Source organism: Paenibacillus sp. CECT 9249, from assembly GCF_918697855.1.
In the GTDB taxonomy this organism is placed as follows: domain Bacteria; phylum Bacillota; class Bacilli; order Paenibacillales; family Paenibacillaceae; genus MSJ-34.
The window spans coordinates 66,392-82,311 of the sequence record NZ_CAKKLI010000017.1 but is presented as its reverse complement, the minus strand read 5'-3'; the positions used below and the strand labels follow the sequence as shown (position 1 = coordinate 82,311).

Annotated in this window: 18 protein-coding genes; 12 read left to right on the top strand and 6 right to left on the bottom strand. The window is 45.2% G+C overall.

Going from position 1 to position 15,920, the window contains the following annotated elements; translation table 11 throughout:
• The first annotated feature begins 4 nt into the window (after positions 1–4).
• From LQ229_RS14120 to LQ229_RS14105, 4 genes are all read left to right on the top strand, one after another.
• A complete protein-coding gene (locus tag LQ229_RS14120; protein ID WP_007130974.1) occupies positions 5–196 on the top strand; it encodes a hypothetical protein in 192 nt (63 codons plus the stop codon).
• Complete coding sequence (locus tag LQ229_RS14115) at positions 183–1,952, top strand: VirD4-like conjugal transfer protein, CD1115 family (protein ID WP_036623490.1); 1,770 nt, start codon at positions 183–185, stop codon at positions 1,950–1,952. The genes LQ229_RS14120 and LQ229_RS14115 overlap by 14 nt, the downstream gene beginning before the upstream one ends.
• A gap of 29 nt (positions 1,953–1,981) precedes the next feature.
• Complete coding sequence (locus tag LQ229_RS14110) at positions 1,982–2,251, top strand: glutamyl-tRNA amidotransferase (RefSeq protein WP_227872738.1); 270 nt, start codon at positions 1,982–1,984, stop codon at positions 2,249–2,251.
• A 129-nt stretch (positions 2,252–2,380) separates the two neighbouring features.
• The gene (locus LQ229_RS14105) at positions 2,381–3,157 is read left to right on the top strand and encodes a hypothetical protein (RefSeq protein ID WP_051985873.1); all 777 of its coding nucleotides are present in this window, start codon (positions 2,381–2,383) and stop codon (positions 3,155–3,157) included.
• 41 nt (positions 3,158–3,198) lie between these two features.
• Here the strand turns inward: LQ229_RS14105 and LQ229_RS14100 are convergent, their stop codons facing one another.
• On the bottom strand, positions 3,199–3,531 hold the full coding sequence (locus tag LQ229_RS14100; protein WP_036623484.1) for a helix-turn-helix transcriptional regulator: 333 nt from the start codon (positions 3,529–3,531) through the stop codon (positions 3,199–3,201).
• 170 nt (positions 3,532–3,701) lie between these two features.
• Here LQ229_RS14100 and LQ229_RS14095 point away from each other — a divergent pair, with 170 nt between their 5' ends.
• The 8 genes from LQ229_RS14095 to LQ229_RS14060 all read left to right on the top strand — a co-directional run bounded on the left by LQ229_RS14095 (position 3,702) and on the right by LQ229_RS14060 (position 10,790).
• The gene (locus LQ229_RS14095) at positions 3,702–3,887 is read left to right on the top strand and encodes an aspartyl-phosphate phosphatase Spo0E family protein (protein WP_124331897.1); all 186 of its coding nucleotides are present in this window, start codon (positions 3,702–3,704) and stop codon (positions 3,885–3,887) included.
• A gap of 24 nt (positions 3,888–3,911) precedes the next feature.
• Positions 3,912–4,253, top strand: a complete 342-nt coding sequence (locus LQ229_RS14090; protein WP_036623481.1) for a hypothetical protein — start codon at positions 3,912–3,914, stop codon at positions 4,251–4,253.
• Positions 4,254–4,282: 29 nt separating this feature from the next.
• Positions 4,283–4,645 (top strand): PrgI family protein, encoded by a 363-nt coding sequence (locus LQ229_RS14085; RefSeq protein WP_036623479.1) that lies wholly within the window; start codon positions 4,283–4,285, stop codon positions 4,643–4,645.
• Positions 4,638–6,968 carry a VirB4-like conjugal transfer ATPase, CD1110 family gene (locus LQ229_RS14080; RefSeq protein WP_230192088.1) on the top strand — a complete coding sequence of 777 codons (2,331 nt, stop codon included), beginning with the start codon at positions 4,638–4,640 and terminating at the stop codon, positions 6,966–6,968. Before LQ229_RS14085 ends, LQ229_RS14080 begins: the two co-directional genes overlap by 8 nt.
• A gap of 384 nt (positions 6,969–7,352) precedes the next feature.
• Positions 7,353–7,631: a hypothetical protein gene (locus LQ229_RS14075; RefSeq protein WP_230192087.1), complete on the top strand. Its 279-nt coding sequence runs from the start codon at positions 7,353–7,355 to the stop codon at positions 7,629–7,631.
• 2 nt (positions 7,632–7,633) lie between these two features.
• The gene (locus tag LQ229_RS14070) at positions 7,634–8,053 is read left to right on the top strand and encodes an RNA polymerase subunit sigma-24 (protein WP_054819557.1); all 420 of its coding nucleotides are present in this window, start codon (positions 7,634–7,636) and stop codon (positions 8,051–8,053) included.
• Between the two features lie 123 nt (positions 8,054–8,176).
• Entirely contained in the window at positions 8,177–8,584 is a 408-nt protein-coding gene (locus tag LQ229_RS14065) for a DUF6075 family protein (RefSeq protein WP_054819558.1), read from the top strand.
• Between the two features lie 25 nt (positions 8,585–8,609).
• Positions 8,610–10,790, top strand: coding sequence for an NlpC/P60 family protein (locus LQ229_RS14060; RefSeq protein WP_230192086.1), 2,181 nt, complete (start codon positions 8,610–8,612; stop codon positions 10,788–10,790).
• 281 nt (positions 10,791–11,071) lie between these two features.
• Here LQ229_RS14060 and LQ229_RS14055 read toward each other — a convergent pair whose 3' ends face one another.
• The 5 genes from LQ229_RS14055 to LQ229_RS14035 all read right to left on the bottom strand — a co-directional run bounded on the left by LQ229_RS14055 (position 11,072) and on the right by LQ229_RS14035 (position 15,873).
• Entirely contained in the window at positions 11,072–11,473 is a 402-nt protein-coding gene (locus LQ229_RS14055) for a hypothetical protein (RefSeq protein WP_230192085.1), read from the bottom strand.
• Between the two features lie 171 nt (positions 11,474–11,644).
• Positions 11,645–12,118, bottom strand: a complete 474-nt coding sequence (locus LQ229_RS14050) for a Mov34/MPN/PAD-1 family protein (RefSeq protein ID WP_010274523.1) — start codon at positions 12,116–12,118, stop codon at positions 11,645–11,647.
• On the bottom strand, positions 12,119–13,903 hold the full coding sequence (locus tag LQ229_RS14045; RefSeq protein ID WP_230192084.1) for a ThiF family adenylyltransferase: 1,785 nt from the start codon (positions 13,901–13,903) through the stop codon (positions 12,119–12,121). It abuts the gene before it with no gap.
• The gene (locus LQ229_RS14040) at positions 13,887–14,867 is read right to left on the bottom strand and encodes a cyclic GMP-AMP synthase DncV-like nucleotidyltransferase (protein WP_230192083.1); all 981 of its coding nucleotides are present in this window, start codon (positions 14,865–14,867) and stop codon (positions 13,887–13,889) included. The genes LQ229_RS14045 and LQ229_RS14040 overlap by 17 nt, the downstream gene beginning before the upstream one ends.
• A complete protein-coding gene (locus tag LQ229_RS14035; RefSeq protein WP_230192082.1) occupies positions 14,851–15,873 on the bottom strand; it encodes a CBASS cGAMP-activated phospholipase in 1,023 nt (340 codons plus the stop codon). Before LQ229_RS14035 ends, LQ229_RS14040 begins: the two co-directional genes overlap by 17 nt.
• Positions 15,874–15,920 lie beyond the last annotated feature (47 nt).

Genomic DNA, 15,920 nt, shown 5'->3' with positions numbered 1-15,920 from the left:
TGCTATGAAAAAACAGGAACGAATCTTGTCTTTGAATCATTATGAGCACGGGATAGTCGTCCATGCGCTGAATGCGTTACGAAATGACTTAATCGGTGAGAAACGACCGACGGATGCCGTGGATGATTTATTGTTAAAAATGATTGATGCCCCACTTCTAAATAAAAAGCGCTGGAGGCATTATGAAACGCGATGAAGCCGCAAGGAGTAATTTGATACTCTTTGCGGCTTTTTTTATTCCCGTCATCTGGTTGGCACTGTTGGTTGCTCCCGCATGGTCAGAAGGATTGCCGAGTATGTTGGTCCATCTCAGCACGGCGATGCGCCAGCCGCTTAACATAGAGTGGGTGGACGATACGCCCCGCTGCTTGTTGATTTTTGCGCTGATCTATGGGCTTTGCGCTGGGGTTTATTTGGCGACACCACGGAATTATCGTCGGCGGGAAGAGCACGGCAGCGCCCGCTGGGGCCGAGCGAAAACCGTCAATGCCAAGTATCGAGACAGACGGACGGAACAAAACAAAATTTTGACGCAGCGGGTCAAAATCGGTCTGGATGGCCGCAAGCATCGCCGGAACCTGAACGTGTTGGTTGTCGGCGGCTCCGGCGCGGGCAAAACACGGTTCTATGCTAAGCCGAATGTGATGCAAGCCTCGACCTCTTATGTCGTTCTGGACCCAAAGGGGGAAATATTGCGGGACACCGGTCATCTGCTTAAAGCCAAAGGCTATGACATCAAAGTGCTGGACCTGATTCACCCGCATCGTTCGCATGGCTATAACCCGTTTGTCTATTTGCAGGACGACAAGGATGTCTTGAAATTGGTGACCAACCTGATTCGCAATACGACACCCAAAAACAGCAACACGAACGATCCCTTCTGGGAGCGTTCGGAAACAGCGCTGCTGGAGGCGCTTATGTTGTACTTGCTTTATGAAGCGCCGCCGGAGGAACAAAACTTTCCGATGATTATGGAAATGATCGCCGCGGCGGAAGTGCGGGAGGAAGATGAGACCTATCAGAGTCCGCTGGACGAGTTGTTCGAGCGGTTGGAGATGCGCGACCCGGAGCATTTGGCGGTCAAACAGTACAACATTTTCAAATTGGCTGCCGGAAAAACGGCCAAATCCATTTTGATCGGGCTTGGCGTACGGCTGGAGAAGTTTAATCTGACCAGCATCGCGGGCATGAGTACGGTGGATGAATTGGACTTGCCCCGCATGGGTACGAAAAAAACTGCCTTGTTTGCCGTCATCCCCGACAACGACAGCAGCTTTAACTTCATCGTCGGCATGCTGTACACGCAGCTTTTTCAATCGCTCATGTACGAAGCTGATTACCGGCATGGTGGGAGGCTGCCTACGCATGTTCATTTTGTAATGGACGAGTTTGCCAATGTGGCGTTGCCAGATGAATTTGACAAGCTGCTGTCGACCATGCGGAGTCGGGAAATTTCGGTGTCGATTATCCTTCAAAACCTGGCGCAACTTAAAGCGTTGTACAAGGATGCCTGGGAGTCGATTGTCGGCAACTGCGATGTGTTTTTGTACTTGGGAGGCAATGAACAATCCACACACAAATATGTGTCGGAACTGCTCGGCAAGGAAACGATTGACACCAACACCTATGGTGAGAGCAAGGGGCGCAGCGGTAACTATTCGATCAATTACCAGCATTCGGGAAGAGAATTGTTGACCCCGGACGAAGTGCGGATGTTGGATAACCGCTATGCCCTGCTCTTTATTCGTGGAGAACGACCGATACAGGATGACAAGTATGATTTGCTGCGGCATCCGAACATCGAGCTTACAACGGATGGCCAGGCTTCGCCGTTCCAGCATGGAGGTACGGATTATGCCATCGACTGGTTATCGGTGCAGCTTCATGAAGACGGAGATTACGAGCTGTTGGCAGAGGATGAAGTGGAGTCATTATTTTTAGGAAAGGAATGATGAACGTGAAACATCGATGGAAACGATGGATGACGCTGTACATGGTTTGCGTGCTGGTGGGGAGCTTTGCTACACCTGCATACGCGAATGATCCGATGACTACCGTGAATAATTTGTCTGATTTTATTTTTGGCCTGATCCGGGCTGTGGGCATGATTATTTTGGGTTTTGGCATTGTGCAGATTGGTTTGTCTTTCAAGTCTCACGACCCTACCCAAAGAGCTAACGGGTTCTTAACACTCGCCGGTGGCGTGGTCATTACCTTTACGAAGGAAATTCTCAACCTGATTGCCGGATAAGTACGGGTATTCGCATTCGGGGAATAAGCCAGCGGTTTGTTCCCCGAATCTGGGGGGAGGGTGAATGTGTCTAAGAACAGTTGGATCATCGACAATCTCGAAAATGCATTAGAGACCTGGAATGATAAAATGTCGGAGATTTGGGAGTTGGTCACCGAGTCGCCGGCGGATTTTAAAGGCGGTGGTATATGGCGCGTCATCTTAGATATTCACGGTGCGTTGCAAGCTACGGGATTGGCCTTGCTGGTATTGTTTTTTGTGATTGGCGTGATGAAAACGACCGGTAACTTTGCGGAAATGAAACGACCGGAGGTTGCCGTGAAGTTATTTGTTCGATTTATTTTGGCCAAGGCGGCGGTCACGTATGGTCTGGAATTGATGATGGCGCTATTTTCGATTGTACAGGGCATCATTGCCGCCATGATTGGCCGGTCGGGATTTGGTTCATCGGACATGATGACACTGCCGGATACGATTGTCCAAGCGATTCAAGATGTGGGCTTCTGGCAAAGCATTCCGCTGTGGGTGGTAACGCTGCTAGGCAGCATGTTCATCACCGTTTTATCGTTTATTATGATTCTCTCTGTTTACGGCCGTTTTTTTCGTCTCTATATTTACACAGCCATTGCTCCTGTCCCCCTCTCATCGTTTGCTGGGGAGCCGACCCAATCCATCGGCAGGTCCTTTTTAAAGGGATATGCCGCCGTTTGTTTAGAAGGGGCGATCATTGTGCTGGCTTGCATTGTTTTTTCGGCATTTGCTACCGCGCCATCGGTCGTGAACGAAGGCGCACAGGCGGTGACCATGGTCTGGACGTACATTGGCGAACTGATTTTCAACATGCTGGTTCTCGTCGGCATGGTGAAAATGGCGGATCGGATCGTGCGGGAGATGATGGGGCTGTAATCGAAGGCATGCTGACGGGAGGGAAGGCAGTTCGGGGAGTATTACCGGATGGCTGCCAAAAAGAGCCTCAAAAGCGCCAGGGCATCGTTTCGTTGCTTTTCAGTACATTGGTTTAGTGCAGCTAAAATCAGTTCGGTATCATTGCTTTTGCTATTTGTCTCTTGCTCCAGCAACAACTCATTTGGGGATAGTTTCAGCAGGGTACAAATACGAAGCATGGTTTCAATGGACATGCCGGCTTGTCCGCGTTCAATATCGGCACAGAATCTGGGGACTCTCCCAATATACTCGGCCATTTGTTCTCGCGAGATATCCAAAGCTTCTCGCTGTTTCCGAATGCGCTGTCCTACCTTCTTTCTATCGTACACACTCATCATTGGTCACCCCTTTACAATCAGGTTCAGTTTATAACTCCTATTATGGAGGAGCACATAATTGACTGAAATGAGTTTAAAAAGTACTATCAGGGTAGTTTTTCCGATGACAACATGCTAATGCTTCATGATAGAGTTGCAAACAGAATGAGGAAGAGGAGTGCAAATGAGTGGATGATCTAGTAAGAAAACTGGAGAAAGAGAGGCAAAAATTAAACGAGCTTGGCGAAAAGTCGTTGATGCAATCGATTCCTTTATCCGACAATCAAGAGGTTCAGGAACAGAGTAGGAGGGTAGACGAGTTGATGGTGCAATATCAACGAATGAAGGCCAAGGATAGGCAACCGATACGGTAAAAGAGGGATGAAAGGGGCAAGGTCATGGGATTTCCAACGTGGTTCCGAGGAGCCATTCAAAGGCGATTGGATGAGGTTTCGGCACAAATCGAACATCATCCGGAGCTGAAAAAAATTAGGGATGAAGAAGATGAGGCGTTTCACACTATATTTTCGGGGCTGATCATGGCTCAAACACCTGAGTTTGAAGACTGGGAGGACAAGTATATTCTCAAGCAAGCCATGATGAATGAACGGCTGTACATGCAGGGATTGACAGATGGCATACAACTTGCCACTGCTTTACTGAATCATTCCGCTTTGCCGCCACATGAAACGCCGGTTACATTCAGTCACGAAAAGGGCCAAGCGAAGGCGAAGCCGTAAGAACAGGAAGCAATTGGGAGGGATGACATGTGGAAGTGAAAATCAACCGGGAGATCCGGGAATATACGGAAAGCATCTTTTTTGGACTGTCCTTGCGACAGTTCTTTTTTTCTGTTTTGGCCGTAGGTGTGGCGATAGCGCTGTACTTTATGCTGCGCAGTCGTTTCGGCATTGAGACACTCAGTTGGGTATGCGTCTTAGGTGCGGCCCCCTTCGCCGCCCTGGGCTTTATCCGGTACCACGGTATGAATGCCGAGCAATTGCTATGGGCGTATATCAAATCGGAATTTTTAATGCCGCGGCGCTTGGTCTTCCACTCGACGAACACGTATGCGGCGGCGTTAAGCAAGACCATAGAGCAGTATGAAAAAGGAATGAAGCGCCATGATTAAGACGTTAAGTCGTATCATCAAGCAGGATAAGGAACGATTTGTTATACCGAAAGGCGTACAACAAGTGATCCCGATTCGCTCTATTTGGGCGGACGGGATTTTTTTAGTTGGCAACAAGTTTTCCAAGACGTATCGCTTCGAGGACATCAATTATTCCGTCGCCTCCCGCGAAGATAAGGAAGCGATGTTCCTGTCGTATTCCGAATTGCTCAATTCCTTTGATAGCGGGGCGACAACGAAAATCACCATCCATAACCGGAGGCTGAATCGAGCGGATTTTGAAAGTTCGGTCTTCATTCCGCTTCAGCAAGATGAGCTGGACGAATATCGACAAGAGTATAATCAGATGCTGCTGGAAAAATCCGTTGGGGCCAACGGTACGATTCAAGAGAAGTATATAACGATATCCATTGCCAAACCCAATATCGAAGAAGCCCGGCATTATTTTTCTCGAGTTGGGACCGATCTGATCGCCCATTTTTCTCGTCTCGGCTCCAAATGTACGGAACTGAACGCCACTGAGCGGCTGCGTATTTTTCACCATTTCTTCCGCCAGGGAGAGGAAACGGACTTTCGTTTCGACTTGTCGGAAACGATGCGCAAAGGACATGATTTCAAAGATTATATTTGTCCGAATACGTTTGAGTTTGAAAAGGATCATTTTCGGATGGGGAAGCTTTATGGCCGGGTCATCTTCCTGCGTGAGTATGCCAGCTATATCAAGGACAGTATGGTATCCGAGCTTTGCGACCTGCATCGCAACCTATTTCTGTCCCTTGACATCATTCCGATACCAACGGATGAGGCGGTTCGCGAAATCGAAAACCGTTTGTTGGGCGTAGAGACGAATATTACGAACTGGCAGCGGCGGCAAAACAATAACAACAACTTCTCCGCCGTTATCCCGTATGACATGGAGCAGCAGCGAAAAGAGAGCAAGGAATTTCTGGATGACCTGACGACTCGCGACCAACGCATGATGTTTGGCTTATTGACGATGGTGCATGTGGCCGAAAGCAAGGAGCAACTCGACAACGATACCGAAGCGATATTGACGACGGCCCGCAAACATCTGTGTCAATTCTCGCCTCTTATGTACCAGCAGATGGACGGTCTAAATACCGTGTTGCCTTATGGTTTACGGAAAGTACATGCTTTGAGAACGTTGACGACAGAAAGCACAGCGGTGTTTATCCCGTTTCGGGCGCAGGAAATCATGCATGAAGGCGGTATTTACTACGGACAAAACGTCATCAATAAAAATATGCTCATTGCCAATCGCAAGCAGTTGCTCAATGGAAACAGCTTTATTTTGGGGGTATCGGGCTCCGGAAAAAGCTTTACGGCAAAAAGAGAAATCGTCAATCAAATACTGGCCAGCGGCGATGACATTATTCTGATTGACCCGGAACGTGAATATTCCGCCCTAGTAGAAGCGCTAGGCGGAGAGACCATTCATATCTCGGCCACGTCACCTAATCATATCAATGCGATGGATATAAACCGGCAATACGGTGACGGAGCAAATCCGATCATTTTAAAATCCGAATTTGTTCTTTCGTTATGCGAGCAACTGATCGGCGGTTATCAGTTGGGAGCGAAGGAAAAGTCGATTATTGACCGTTGCACGGCCAGTGTGTATCGAAAATATCTGCAAAGCAATTACAAAGGGCAACCGCCTACCTTACAGGATTTTCGAGCGGAACTGTTCAAGCAATCCGAGCCGGAGGCGCAGGACATCGCGCTGGCGATTGAACTGTTTACCGCTGGCAGCTTGAATACGTTCGCCCAGCCGACTAACGTCAACGTTCATAACCGGCTGATCTGCTATGATATTTTGGATTTGGGCAAGCAACTGTTGCCGATTGGCATGCTGGTTGTATTGGACAGCATTCTGAATCGAATTACACAAAATCGCGCCAAGGGGAAAAACACGTTTATCTTCATCGATGAAATTTATCTGCTTTTCCAACACGAGTACAGCGCCAACTTTTTGTTCACGTTATGGAAACGTGTCCGAAAGTATGGCGCTTTTTGTACGGGGATTACGCAAAACGTGGATGATTTGTTGCAAAGTCATACGGCCCGAACGATGCTGGCCAATAGCGAATTTATCGTGATGCTGAATCAGGCTAGTACGGATCGCAAGGAGTTGGCGGAACTGCTTAATATTTCGGATCTCCAGCTTTCTTATATTACAAACGTCGATGCAGGGAATGGGCTGTTAAAGGTCGGCAGTTCTCTCGTGCCATTTACAGATAGCTTTCCACGGCATACAAAACTTTACCGTTTGATGACCACGAAACCGGGAGAATCGCTGTAAACCCTCGGCAAGCGGCTGATGAGATGCTTCATCAGCTGCTTGCCAATGTATGTAGATTCGACTGGTTACAGCCGTCTGAGACAAGTGGTACTTGCTGGCTAATTGAGTGATGGTTAATTGGAGATGGAAGTCATTCCGGCGTGCAGAAAAAGAATTGACCAGGGCTTAATATGAAGAGTAAAGGTATATTTTACTATTCTATCGCTAGCGCACGACTACAAGACTATTTAAATTACTCTAGTCCTACGACTGTCGGGTTAGTCTGTTTCCCATTGAGAGGAGTTGTTTCAAAATACGGATGGTAGCACCTAATCTGCATACATAACTGAACAACAGGGCTTGCTTCTCATCATGGTGTTGCCATGAGAGCGGGAGTTGATATTGTTGGTTAATATCAAGTCGCGTGCAGCTCGTGCTGCCAGAGAACAGGCCCTAGCTGAATTCGCTATCAGGCTCATTGAAGATGTGCCGCTGACGCGTTTGCCATGCTTGCAGAATGGTGTTACACGTTCAGTGGATCAAAGTTCGGACCCTTTGTGTGTACTCTCGGAGGGTCTTTTTTGTTTTTCTTTATTACGCATCAAGTTTAAAGGCGGCACAGGCTGCCGTTCACCTCCTCCTTGTTTTGGCTTGCTTGGCAATCAAAGCAAGGGAGAGGGATGAGAATGAAAAAAATCAATCTTCGCGATATGTATCCTTTCTATCAAACGGATGTCTGGATCGAGGTGGATGAGGAGATCGTACAGGAGATGCGACGTTTCGAGTTGCTTGAAAGCGCTTATAAATTGCGCGCTTATCGCCATCGGGCATATTACTCTCTGGATCGAAACGATGGCATCGAAAACGATATTCTGTTTCCTTCTCGTTCTACTGAAACGGAGTATGAAGAAATGGCCTTTCGAAGAGAGCTTTACGCAGCGATGTGTCGATTGCCGAAAAAGTCGTTTCGACGTATTTACGCACATTATTTCCTAGGAATGAGTAAGGTCGCTATCGCTCGTGTAGAGCAGGTGGATGAAAAGGCTGTGCGCAAGTCCATCGAAAGCGGGCTGAAGAAGTTGAAACAATTTCTCGGGAATAAGTGATTTTGAATCATAGGGTCCGATTTTGTCCCAAAAATGAAAGGGCTGGTAGAGGATGATGTTCAAGGCGACGATTGGCGGCTATTATGACTAATCGTCGCCTACTATGAAAGGAGTGCTAGAGTTATGTTTCCCGGTATGTTTTGTGATGTGGAACACGAAAAGTTTTACGGTGATATGCTGAGCCGTTTTCATCGCCAAGATGCCTATCATCGTGCGTTGTTTTACACGTTAGGCTTGACGCGAGAAACGAGGACGCATATTCAGGACCTGTTTGACTTTTCAAACGACAGCATCCGACCGAAAGGTTTAAAGGCCTCCTGGCAAACAGGTACTTCCCTTCGAGCAAGCCGCTTGGCCTTTAATCTGTGGAACGGATGGGCAGAAGAACAGCAGGAACGGGATTCCACGCCGCACGAGTTGTTTGATTGTCGTTATGCGCCTTATTTCTTTGAGGCGATTCGCTTGCGTTATCCGGAATATTGCAGGAGCCACGACCGGGTTCCCCAACGCATGAACGGTCCAACCCGTTAATGGCAATGCCAGGAGGGCAACCTTGATGAAGGACATCAAGACAAGAACACGGGTGAAGAATATTAAGAAGCTGGATCGATTCTCCAAATTGATGGAAAAAGCAAAGCCTGTCGATGTGCGTTCTAAACATAGGTCATCTAATCGTCATGAATCGGAATCTACAGGTTGCTCTGTGGTACACGCGCAAAACCAATCCGTGAGGGCGGCAAAGACCACGCTGCGCAACGGGATGCGCATCAGTTCAGGTGTGAGCAAAGGAGCAATTCGTCTTCTTCGGAAAAAACGGGAGCGCTTGATAGGGACGGAGAAGGAGAAAGAAACCATGCCTCAGCAATCGGGGGAAACGTCAAGCGGTCGGCGTTCAGGTAAGCAAAGCGGCATTCAAGCAAGCAAACGTTCGCTTGTTTCCGATAAACAACAAGCGCTGTCCGCCCATTCAACAGGTGCCATACAAGGAAGAGATAATCGTCAGGCTGTACATTCATTTTCCCAAACCAAGCGTCCGTTGCGTTTGCGGAAGCCTGTTGGCGGGAAATATCCTTTGTTTTCCGAAACAGTGATAGGGAAGCAACGCTATATTCATCGAATGGTGCGAGCCAGAATTGTTAGTCGGAGACAAGCTCAACAACCCCAAGCTCAAGCTAAAAGTGAAACCCAGTCAAACCAGATGTCAAAACCTGTCGAGAAGCGTGTCACGACCACGAACACCCTATTCAAGACTACCGTGCGTTCTCGTGACAAACGTTCGAGGCTACAACCCGGCGAAATGACAATCGGGAGGAAACGAAATCCCGCCCCCGTTCGTTCTTCCGCTCATAAGCTGGTGAAGCCGCATGCAGGTGTATCCGGGCGTGTCAAAACGGGCGGCAAAGTCATCAAGGTGCTTTCCCATTCAGTAAAGCCGATTCATCAGTCTAGCCAAGAAAAAGGACAGGTCCATAATCCAACAGATAGGATGAAACATAAAGCCAGGGAAGCGCAAAAAGCAGCCTTTCGATTGATGACCACGCACCGTTCAAAGCAACGGCTGCGAGCGGTTGCCAGATGGAACATTCGCATGATTCGTGTAGCGGCCAAAATGACTGCGGTACTCGCCAAAGGCATGATCGCTCTTTTAGGTGTTAGCGGTACGGTGATCATCTTGCTATGCATCATGATGGCTGTTGCTGCGGTTGTATCATCTCCTTTTGGCATCTTTGTCTCCAGTGATAATACGGATAGCGATGTATTGCCGCTTTCTGACATCGTACAAGACATGGACAACGAATTTGCTGTCCGACTGGAGGACATACGTCGGGATGCAGGCTCAGTGGATCGTGTAGAAATCCATTATCTCGGAAGCGCTGATAATACTCGCGTCGATAACTGGATGGACGTCATCGCGGTCTTTGCGGTTCGTACCGTAATGGACAGCGAAAACGGCATGGACGTAGCCACACTGGACGCCACTCGGGTGGATGTGATTCGCTCCGTCTTTTGGGACATGAATGAACTGGACTCTTACGTGGAAACGATTGAACACAGGGAAACGATTACGGTGGAACATGAAGATGGGAGCACGAGTGAGGAAACGATTACCTGGTATGAGTCGGTGTTGCACATTACAGTTGCCAGTCACACTGCTGGGCAGCAGGCCGACATCTATGACTTTACAATCGAACAAAGAGAGATCATGCATGAAATGTTGTCGGCGGAGTTCCGCCCGCTCATGTTCGCGCTTCTCGGTAAAGATATGGATGTTGGGTTAACGACTGAGCAGCTTGAAATCGTTTATCACGATCTGCCGAAAGGGGAATGGGGCGGTGAAGCTGTCCGCTTGGCATTGACTCGCTTGGGCGATCCATACAGTCAAGTTTTGGCCGGGCAAGACCGCTATACAGATTGCAGTTATCTTGTTCAATGGGTGTACCGGCAGTTGAGCATTCAGTTGCCGCGGACGGCGGCTGAACAAGCCAGACATTGTGTCGATAACGGGTGGACAATCCGTTTTGAAGATTTGGCTCCGGGCGATTTGGTCTTTTGGAGCTATGCCAGCAATGGTCGGTTTATGGACATTACCCATGTTGGCATCTATGCCGGAAACGGCAAGGTCGTCGATGCTTCACCCACTCGCGGACAAGTGGTTTACCGGAATTTGTTTGACGCCGATCAGCAGGTGCTGTATGGGCGGCCGTTTCAAATGAACGTACAAAATGTTTATAGCTAAAAACAAAGTAACCCCGGGGAAAACTCTCCCGAGGTTACTTTGACCGATGCTTTCGGATTATGACTCCATTCTAAACGATTATTTGCTAAATCGCTACGCTTGTCTTTTTCTAAATGTTAGTTCAAATCATGAATTGTTAAATGTTTGTTCTGTAAATCGCTTCCGGAAAAAGCTAAGAATCAGAGCAGGTAGTGACATCATAAGTTTGATCTCTTCTGTTACATATTCTGATTTCAATCGTCATCATATAATAGACAACATGACTATAGCATTATTTCGGTTTAAGAAATTTGAATGAAATACGATGTAATCGTCTTTATTTTTGCATTTCTCCCAAAACCTCTGAAATTATATACATCACAAAAAGCAAACCTTTGCTGATCATGGAATGCTAAAATTCCATTTACTGAACCCGCGTTTCCGTGGGTGATGATGTTGTGGATGTGTAATTGTTGAACTTTTCGATTATTCATGTGATTCAGTGCTTTTTCAAAATCGGCTTTTCCTCGCTTGATGTGATCTCCTATGACTTCCCAAACGATATCATCCGTCACCCATGTCATACAAAAGTCTACTTCAAGTTTGGCAAAAGCGATGCTGAGATCTCTAAGAAGTTCTTTTTTCGGCGCATTCCCACAATTTTCGGCGCATTCTACTCTTAAGTTTTCAGAATGAGTATTCATCGTTACCTCCTAATGACCCCGACATATAATCAGGGTCATTATCGCGCATCTTATTGGAATATTCATTGTGAAATCAATGATAACGGGCTATTTTTGACTATTTAATCGGCACCCAAATTTCGGTTTTGGCTGCGGGGCTTGATGGGTCAGGTGCTCGATGAAAATAAAGCATTAGACTGAGATGCGTTGTTCTAGTTGTTTTAGCGAAGTATCACTTCCAACAAATTGCACAGCAACATACTTTTCTTCTGTCCCTACTATAACCAAAAAGAGGAAATCTATGCTCATCTTGGAATCACGTAGCATGTTAGTTATTAATTTTCGATCAACTGAAGATGGTCTAGGTACAGGCTCAGGGTGGGTATGCCATTCGCCTAAGTATATTACCTCTCCATTAGAAGATCTCCACGCTAAATCTACGAACCACTGGGCTCTTTTTACATTCCGTTCAAAAAAATACCGTCCTGATTTATCACCAGGACCCGGAGTCGTAATTTGTTGTATAATAATTTGATCGTCAAATATTCGGCCCAGAAGGATACCGCCTGCTTCGTGTTGCTTTTTCTTGACTTGTCTATACGAATTGAGTATGTCAACAACCTCATCCGTAAACTTTACCAATTTATCTCCAAATATATATTCCATTTAGTTCGAGCAACCTTTGCAATTTGTTCGTTCCCTGATTGTACGAATGCGAACGGAATAGCTGTCCGCCGCAACCCACATTGAAGATATTTTTCTCTTGTTTAGTCTTTGTTCCTTTAAGTTACCTAGCCAGGTAAATATAGTATTCTCCTGCACTTTACCAGACAAAGCATCTCGAAGAAAAAGCATTAAATCGTTAATGAATCTTTTTAATTCTAGTGCGCCATACGGAACGAATGTGCTTTGGCAACCAGCTTCTCTTTTTGTAAATTCACCTGGATTAAAGAGTACGCTTTGAATGAAACGGTGTTGTTCATCAAACAAACATTGAAAACAGCCATTTTTAGTTGGGTCGACCCAAACTGCATGCGCCCCCGCCAGATAAGGTTCAACCCAAACGAATAATATAGGCTTTTCAATTATTCGCTCTTGAATTAGTTTATTAATGCGAAACTCTGTGGGGAGATGTCCTACCGCGACAACTGAAAAATCACAATTGTTCAGTATGGATTCATAACTGACAAGCAATTTTAATATATCTTCCGGGTAGCAAGCGACTTCACAATTTGGAAAATGTGACGTAATCATCTTTTGCAGAGCGTCAACTTTTTTCTTTCCAACATCACTTGCTCCGCAAACATGTCGAGCTATATTGTCAAAAGTTAATATATCCTTATCAACAAAAAGAAACTCTTCAACACCAATATCCGCTAAAGAACGTGCAATATGACTTCCAACTGACCCACATCCGACTATTCCGACTCTTAACCCACTCTCGACATTTCCGTCTCCGCCACGAATAAATAAATAATCTTTATCAACTCTTTTAATGGTATGCTTCAATAACTTAAGATCTCCGAAATCCCTCGTCAATTCAAGTAGTGCATTTTTTCTGCCAGGCCTGAACCCCTTCAATCCTGTCTTCTTTTTCTTCTTGCCTTTAAATGCTGAGGTAGAAATTAAAATATTCTCCCCATGTTCCCATACTCCAATAACTTTGCTGCTACCATAAGGGATGGAAAAAACAATTGTACTAGGCCTATTATCTCTATCCAAGAATTTCAAGAGTGTCTTTAGCGAATCACGAGAAAAGCTTCTGAGTCTCTGCAATAGTTCGCGGTTGTTCCTTGGAAATGGTGGAATTCCAATAGATTGTAATGGAAGGTAGAGAGCCTTTTTCCGCTTATCATATATTTTCCCGCCAACTTGCAGTATCCATCTTTGCCCATCGACTCTTGAATCGGCGAACAATAGTTGATTACCCCAAGAAGGATGGTGGAAGCTTATGGCTTCAATGATTTTGGGGTCATCAGTCAATTTAATAAGTGACAAATATTGATTAGTCGATTCCTGTCCCCAATAACTTTCGAATTCATCCATGTATTCCGTAATATTTAGTTTGTTCTTCCCGGTGTAGATGAGTTGTTGAGCCTTTTGAATAATTTCTTTTATCACACCTATTGGGTCAACCGCATTTGGATGAGCTTGATCGGAATCAAATGTGCATAGGACTTGTTCCGCATCTAAATGCGGAATTGGGTAAAGCTCTGAGAAATACGGTTCGGGAATAACTACTTTCGGAAAAGAGTCTGGATAATTATATGGGATCGCGATTATTATTTCTATACTTTCTTCATTCAATTTAATCCTAAATGCTTTAGGATAATTTCGATCATTAAATTCCTTGTCGGTTTCTTCTACAGCGCCGTATGAATTTATAAGATGGAGTGTTACTAGCTGTAACACTCCATCATAATATTCCTCAAGTTTACGCAGATCTTCCATGGTTACCTAAAACTGCTGCCGAATTGGTTTGAATGGCAGAATTACTCCCTTTATTCTCATCTTTGGGTGGTTGATATTCAGGGAATCGTGAACCGAAAATTTTTCTCCACTTCTTTGAAGCCTCGGTTTTATCCTGATTTTCTAAAGCTTCCCCACCTTTTTTGATAAGATCTTCAAGCTTGTTCAGGAAATTTGATCTTCTCGTTTCTGACCAGTTATCAAAGAGTTCCTCGCCAGGTACTACTGGCCTAACTAAAGAAAACGATTCAGAAAGCGTGTTATGAATTTCCTTTGCTGTTGCTACCAATGCTGCATCGTCTTCATCAGGATAATCGCTTACAAAATGATTGGCTGCAAGTATTGTCAGGATCATTCCACTTGGAAACTTGGTATCGCTCTCCTTATAATCCTTCCATGCTTTCAGATACCGAACCAGTCTCTTTAATTGGTCTCCTTTTATTTGAACTTCACCCTTAAACCAATCGGTTAAAGCCTTGGGGTCACTGGTAATCCATCCTTTAGATTTGTGTGCGAGCTTTGGACTTTGGTCGTCTTTTTTGATGTAAATCGGTAAATCGACGTGGTAATTTGCTTTATATATAACCCTGACACACGTATTTTTATCTACAGGTTCCTCACTGGTATGGCCTTTTGTGGCCTTAACAATCCAGCTATGAACAGTTGATGGGGTAGGCCAATCGCCCTCATCGGAGTTCTTTAAGTGTTCCAAATATATGCCGTCATCAATATCATATTCACCATCAATAGGAGTTACCGTAGTATTCATCATGTATGAGCCCTGGCCATAAAACTTGGGCTTTTTCACATCTAATTCTTCAGAAAAATACTTCTTAATTTTATCCCGCAACGCATTCCTGGATGTTCGTAAACTTTCTTTTTTGTCAGATTTAAGATAGATTTCATCATCATGAAATTTAATGAACAAGTCATGACAATTTGACATACTTCTCGTCCTCCTGATTATGATATTCAAAGATTTTTCTGACCGAATCTTCAAACAGCCATTTTTTACTCGCTTGAACACCTTTATCAAGCATAATGCTGATTGCGGCAGGACAAGCACGGTCTAACTCAATATACTTTTTTTCTTGATCCGATAATTCTATACTAGTTATTCGAACATAGTGACCCGGTAAGTATTTTGTTATAAATTTCATGTGATTGTCGACAGCGAAACTCTGTGTATCGATCATAGTGGAAATTAACTTATTCCCCCAACTACTGAACGATTTCGATTTCCACACCTTATGCGGCTCTGGAAATCTCGCGTGCTCATTTAAAGATGAAATTGATAATAGACAGTAGGAATCAAACCCTTTGTTAAGGTAGTATGTAAAATATTCTTGCATCCCCAATAAAGATGGGTTATTGGCCCAGAGTCCACCATCAACAAATTGTTGCGGACCCTCTTTTGTTTGCAGCTCTACAATCGGAAAGTAAGTGGGAGCAGCAGTAGTTGCAAGTGCGACTTCGGATAAGAGACGTTTACTATCCCTTGTTAAATTTGGTTGGTGGTCTGATTTAAATACATAAGGTGACCCTGTGGTAACATTAACTGTTGGAATTAATACACTTGTCTTGCAATCTTCTATTTTTTTATCCTGGAATACTTCTTCGAGCGCCAATTTTAGTTGATTGCTCGAATACTTTGATTTGATCAATATTTGTTTAAAATAATGAATCTTTCGATAGAATGGATTTTGATATGGAAATATAGAAGGTCCTTTTTCTTTATAGAATCTCACAATGTCTGACGCTGGCATGCCAGATGCCAATGCAAGTGCAATAATTCCCCCAGTTGATGTGCCGCATATGAGATTGAAATTCTGATACACAGGTCCGTATACTTTTTCAATCTCTTCTAGAATTACAGCAGAATAAAGACCTTTAATACCTCCGCCGTCTATAGCTAATATCCGATAACATCCCGGCACATTCTCACCTCTCAAAAAAATGGCGTAGAAACAGTCAAACTTGATGTCCTACGCCTTTGATG

Bases quoted from the DNA above. Each gene is read 5' to 3' on its own strand.
- LQ229_RS14110 (WP_227872738.1), top strand. From the start codon at position 1,982: ATGACGCTGTACATGGTTTGCGTGCTGGTGGGGAGCTTTGCTACACCT.
- LQ229_RS14120 (WP_007130974.1), top strand. From the start codon at position 5: ATGAAAAAACAGGAACGAATCTTGTCTTTGAATCATTATGAGCACGGG.
- LQ229_RS14060 (WP_230192086.1), top strand. From the start codon at position 8,610: ATGAAGGACATCAAGACAAGAACACGGGTGAAGAATATTAAGAAGCTG.
- LQ229_RS14070 (WP_054819557.1), top strand. From the start codon at position 7,634: ATGAAAAAAATCAATCTTCGCGATATGTATCCTTTCTATCAAACGGAT.
- LQ229_RS14105 (WP_051985873.1), top strand. From the start codon at position 2,381: ATGTCGGAGATTTGGGAGTTGGTCACCGAGTCGCCGGCGGATTTTAAA.
- LQ229_RS14065 (WP_054819558.1), top strand. From the start codon at position 8,177: ATGTTTCCCGGTATGTTTTGTGATGTGGAACACGAAAAGTTTTACGGT.
- LQ229_RS14115 (WP_036623490.1), top strand. From the start codon at position 183: ATGAAACGCGATGAAGCCGCAAGGAGTAATTTGATACTCTTTGCGGCT.
- LQ229_RS14100 (WP_036623484.1), bottom strand. From the start codon at position 3,531: ATGAGTGTGTACGATAGAAAGAAGGTAGGACAGCGCATTCGGAAACAG.
- LQ229_RS14080 (WP_230192088.1), top strand. From the start codon at position 4,638: ATGATTAAGACGTTAAGTCGTATCATCAAGCAGGATAAGGAACGATTT.
- LQ229_RS14090 (WP_036623481.1), top strand. From the start codon at position 3,912: ATGGGATTTCCAACGTGGTTCCGAGGAGCCATTCAAAGGCGATTGGAT.
- LQ229_RS14045 (WP_230192084.1), bottom strand. From the start codon at position 13,903: ATGGAAGATCTGCGTAAACTTGAGGAATATTATGATGGAGTGTTACAG.
- LQ229_RS14040 (WP_230192083.1), bottom strand. From the start codon at position 14,867: ATGTCAAATTGTCATGACTTGTTCATTAAATTTCATGATGATGAAATC.
- LQ229_RS14055 (WP_230192085.1), bottom strand. From the start codon at position 11,473: ATGAATACTCATTCTGAAAACTTAAGAGTAGAATGCGCCGAAAATTGT.
- LQ229_RS14050 (WP_010274523.1), bottom strand. From the start codon at position 12,118: ATGGAATATATATTTGGAGATAAATTGGTAAAGTTTACGGATGAGGTT.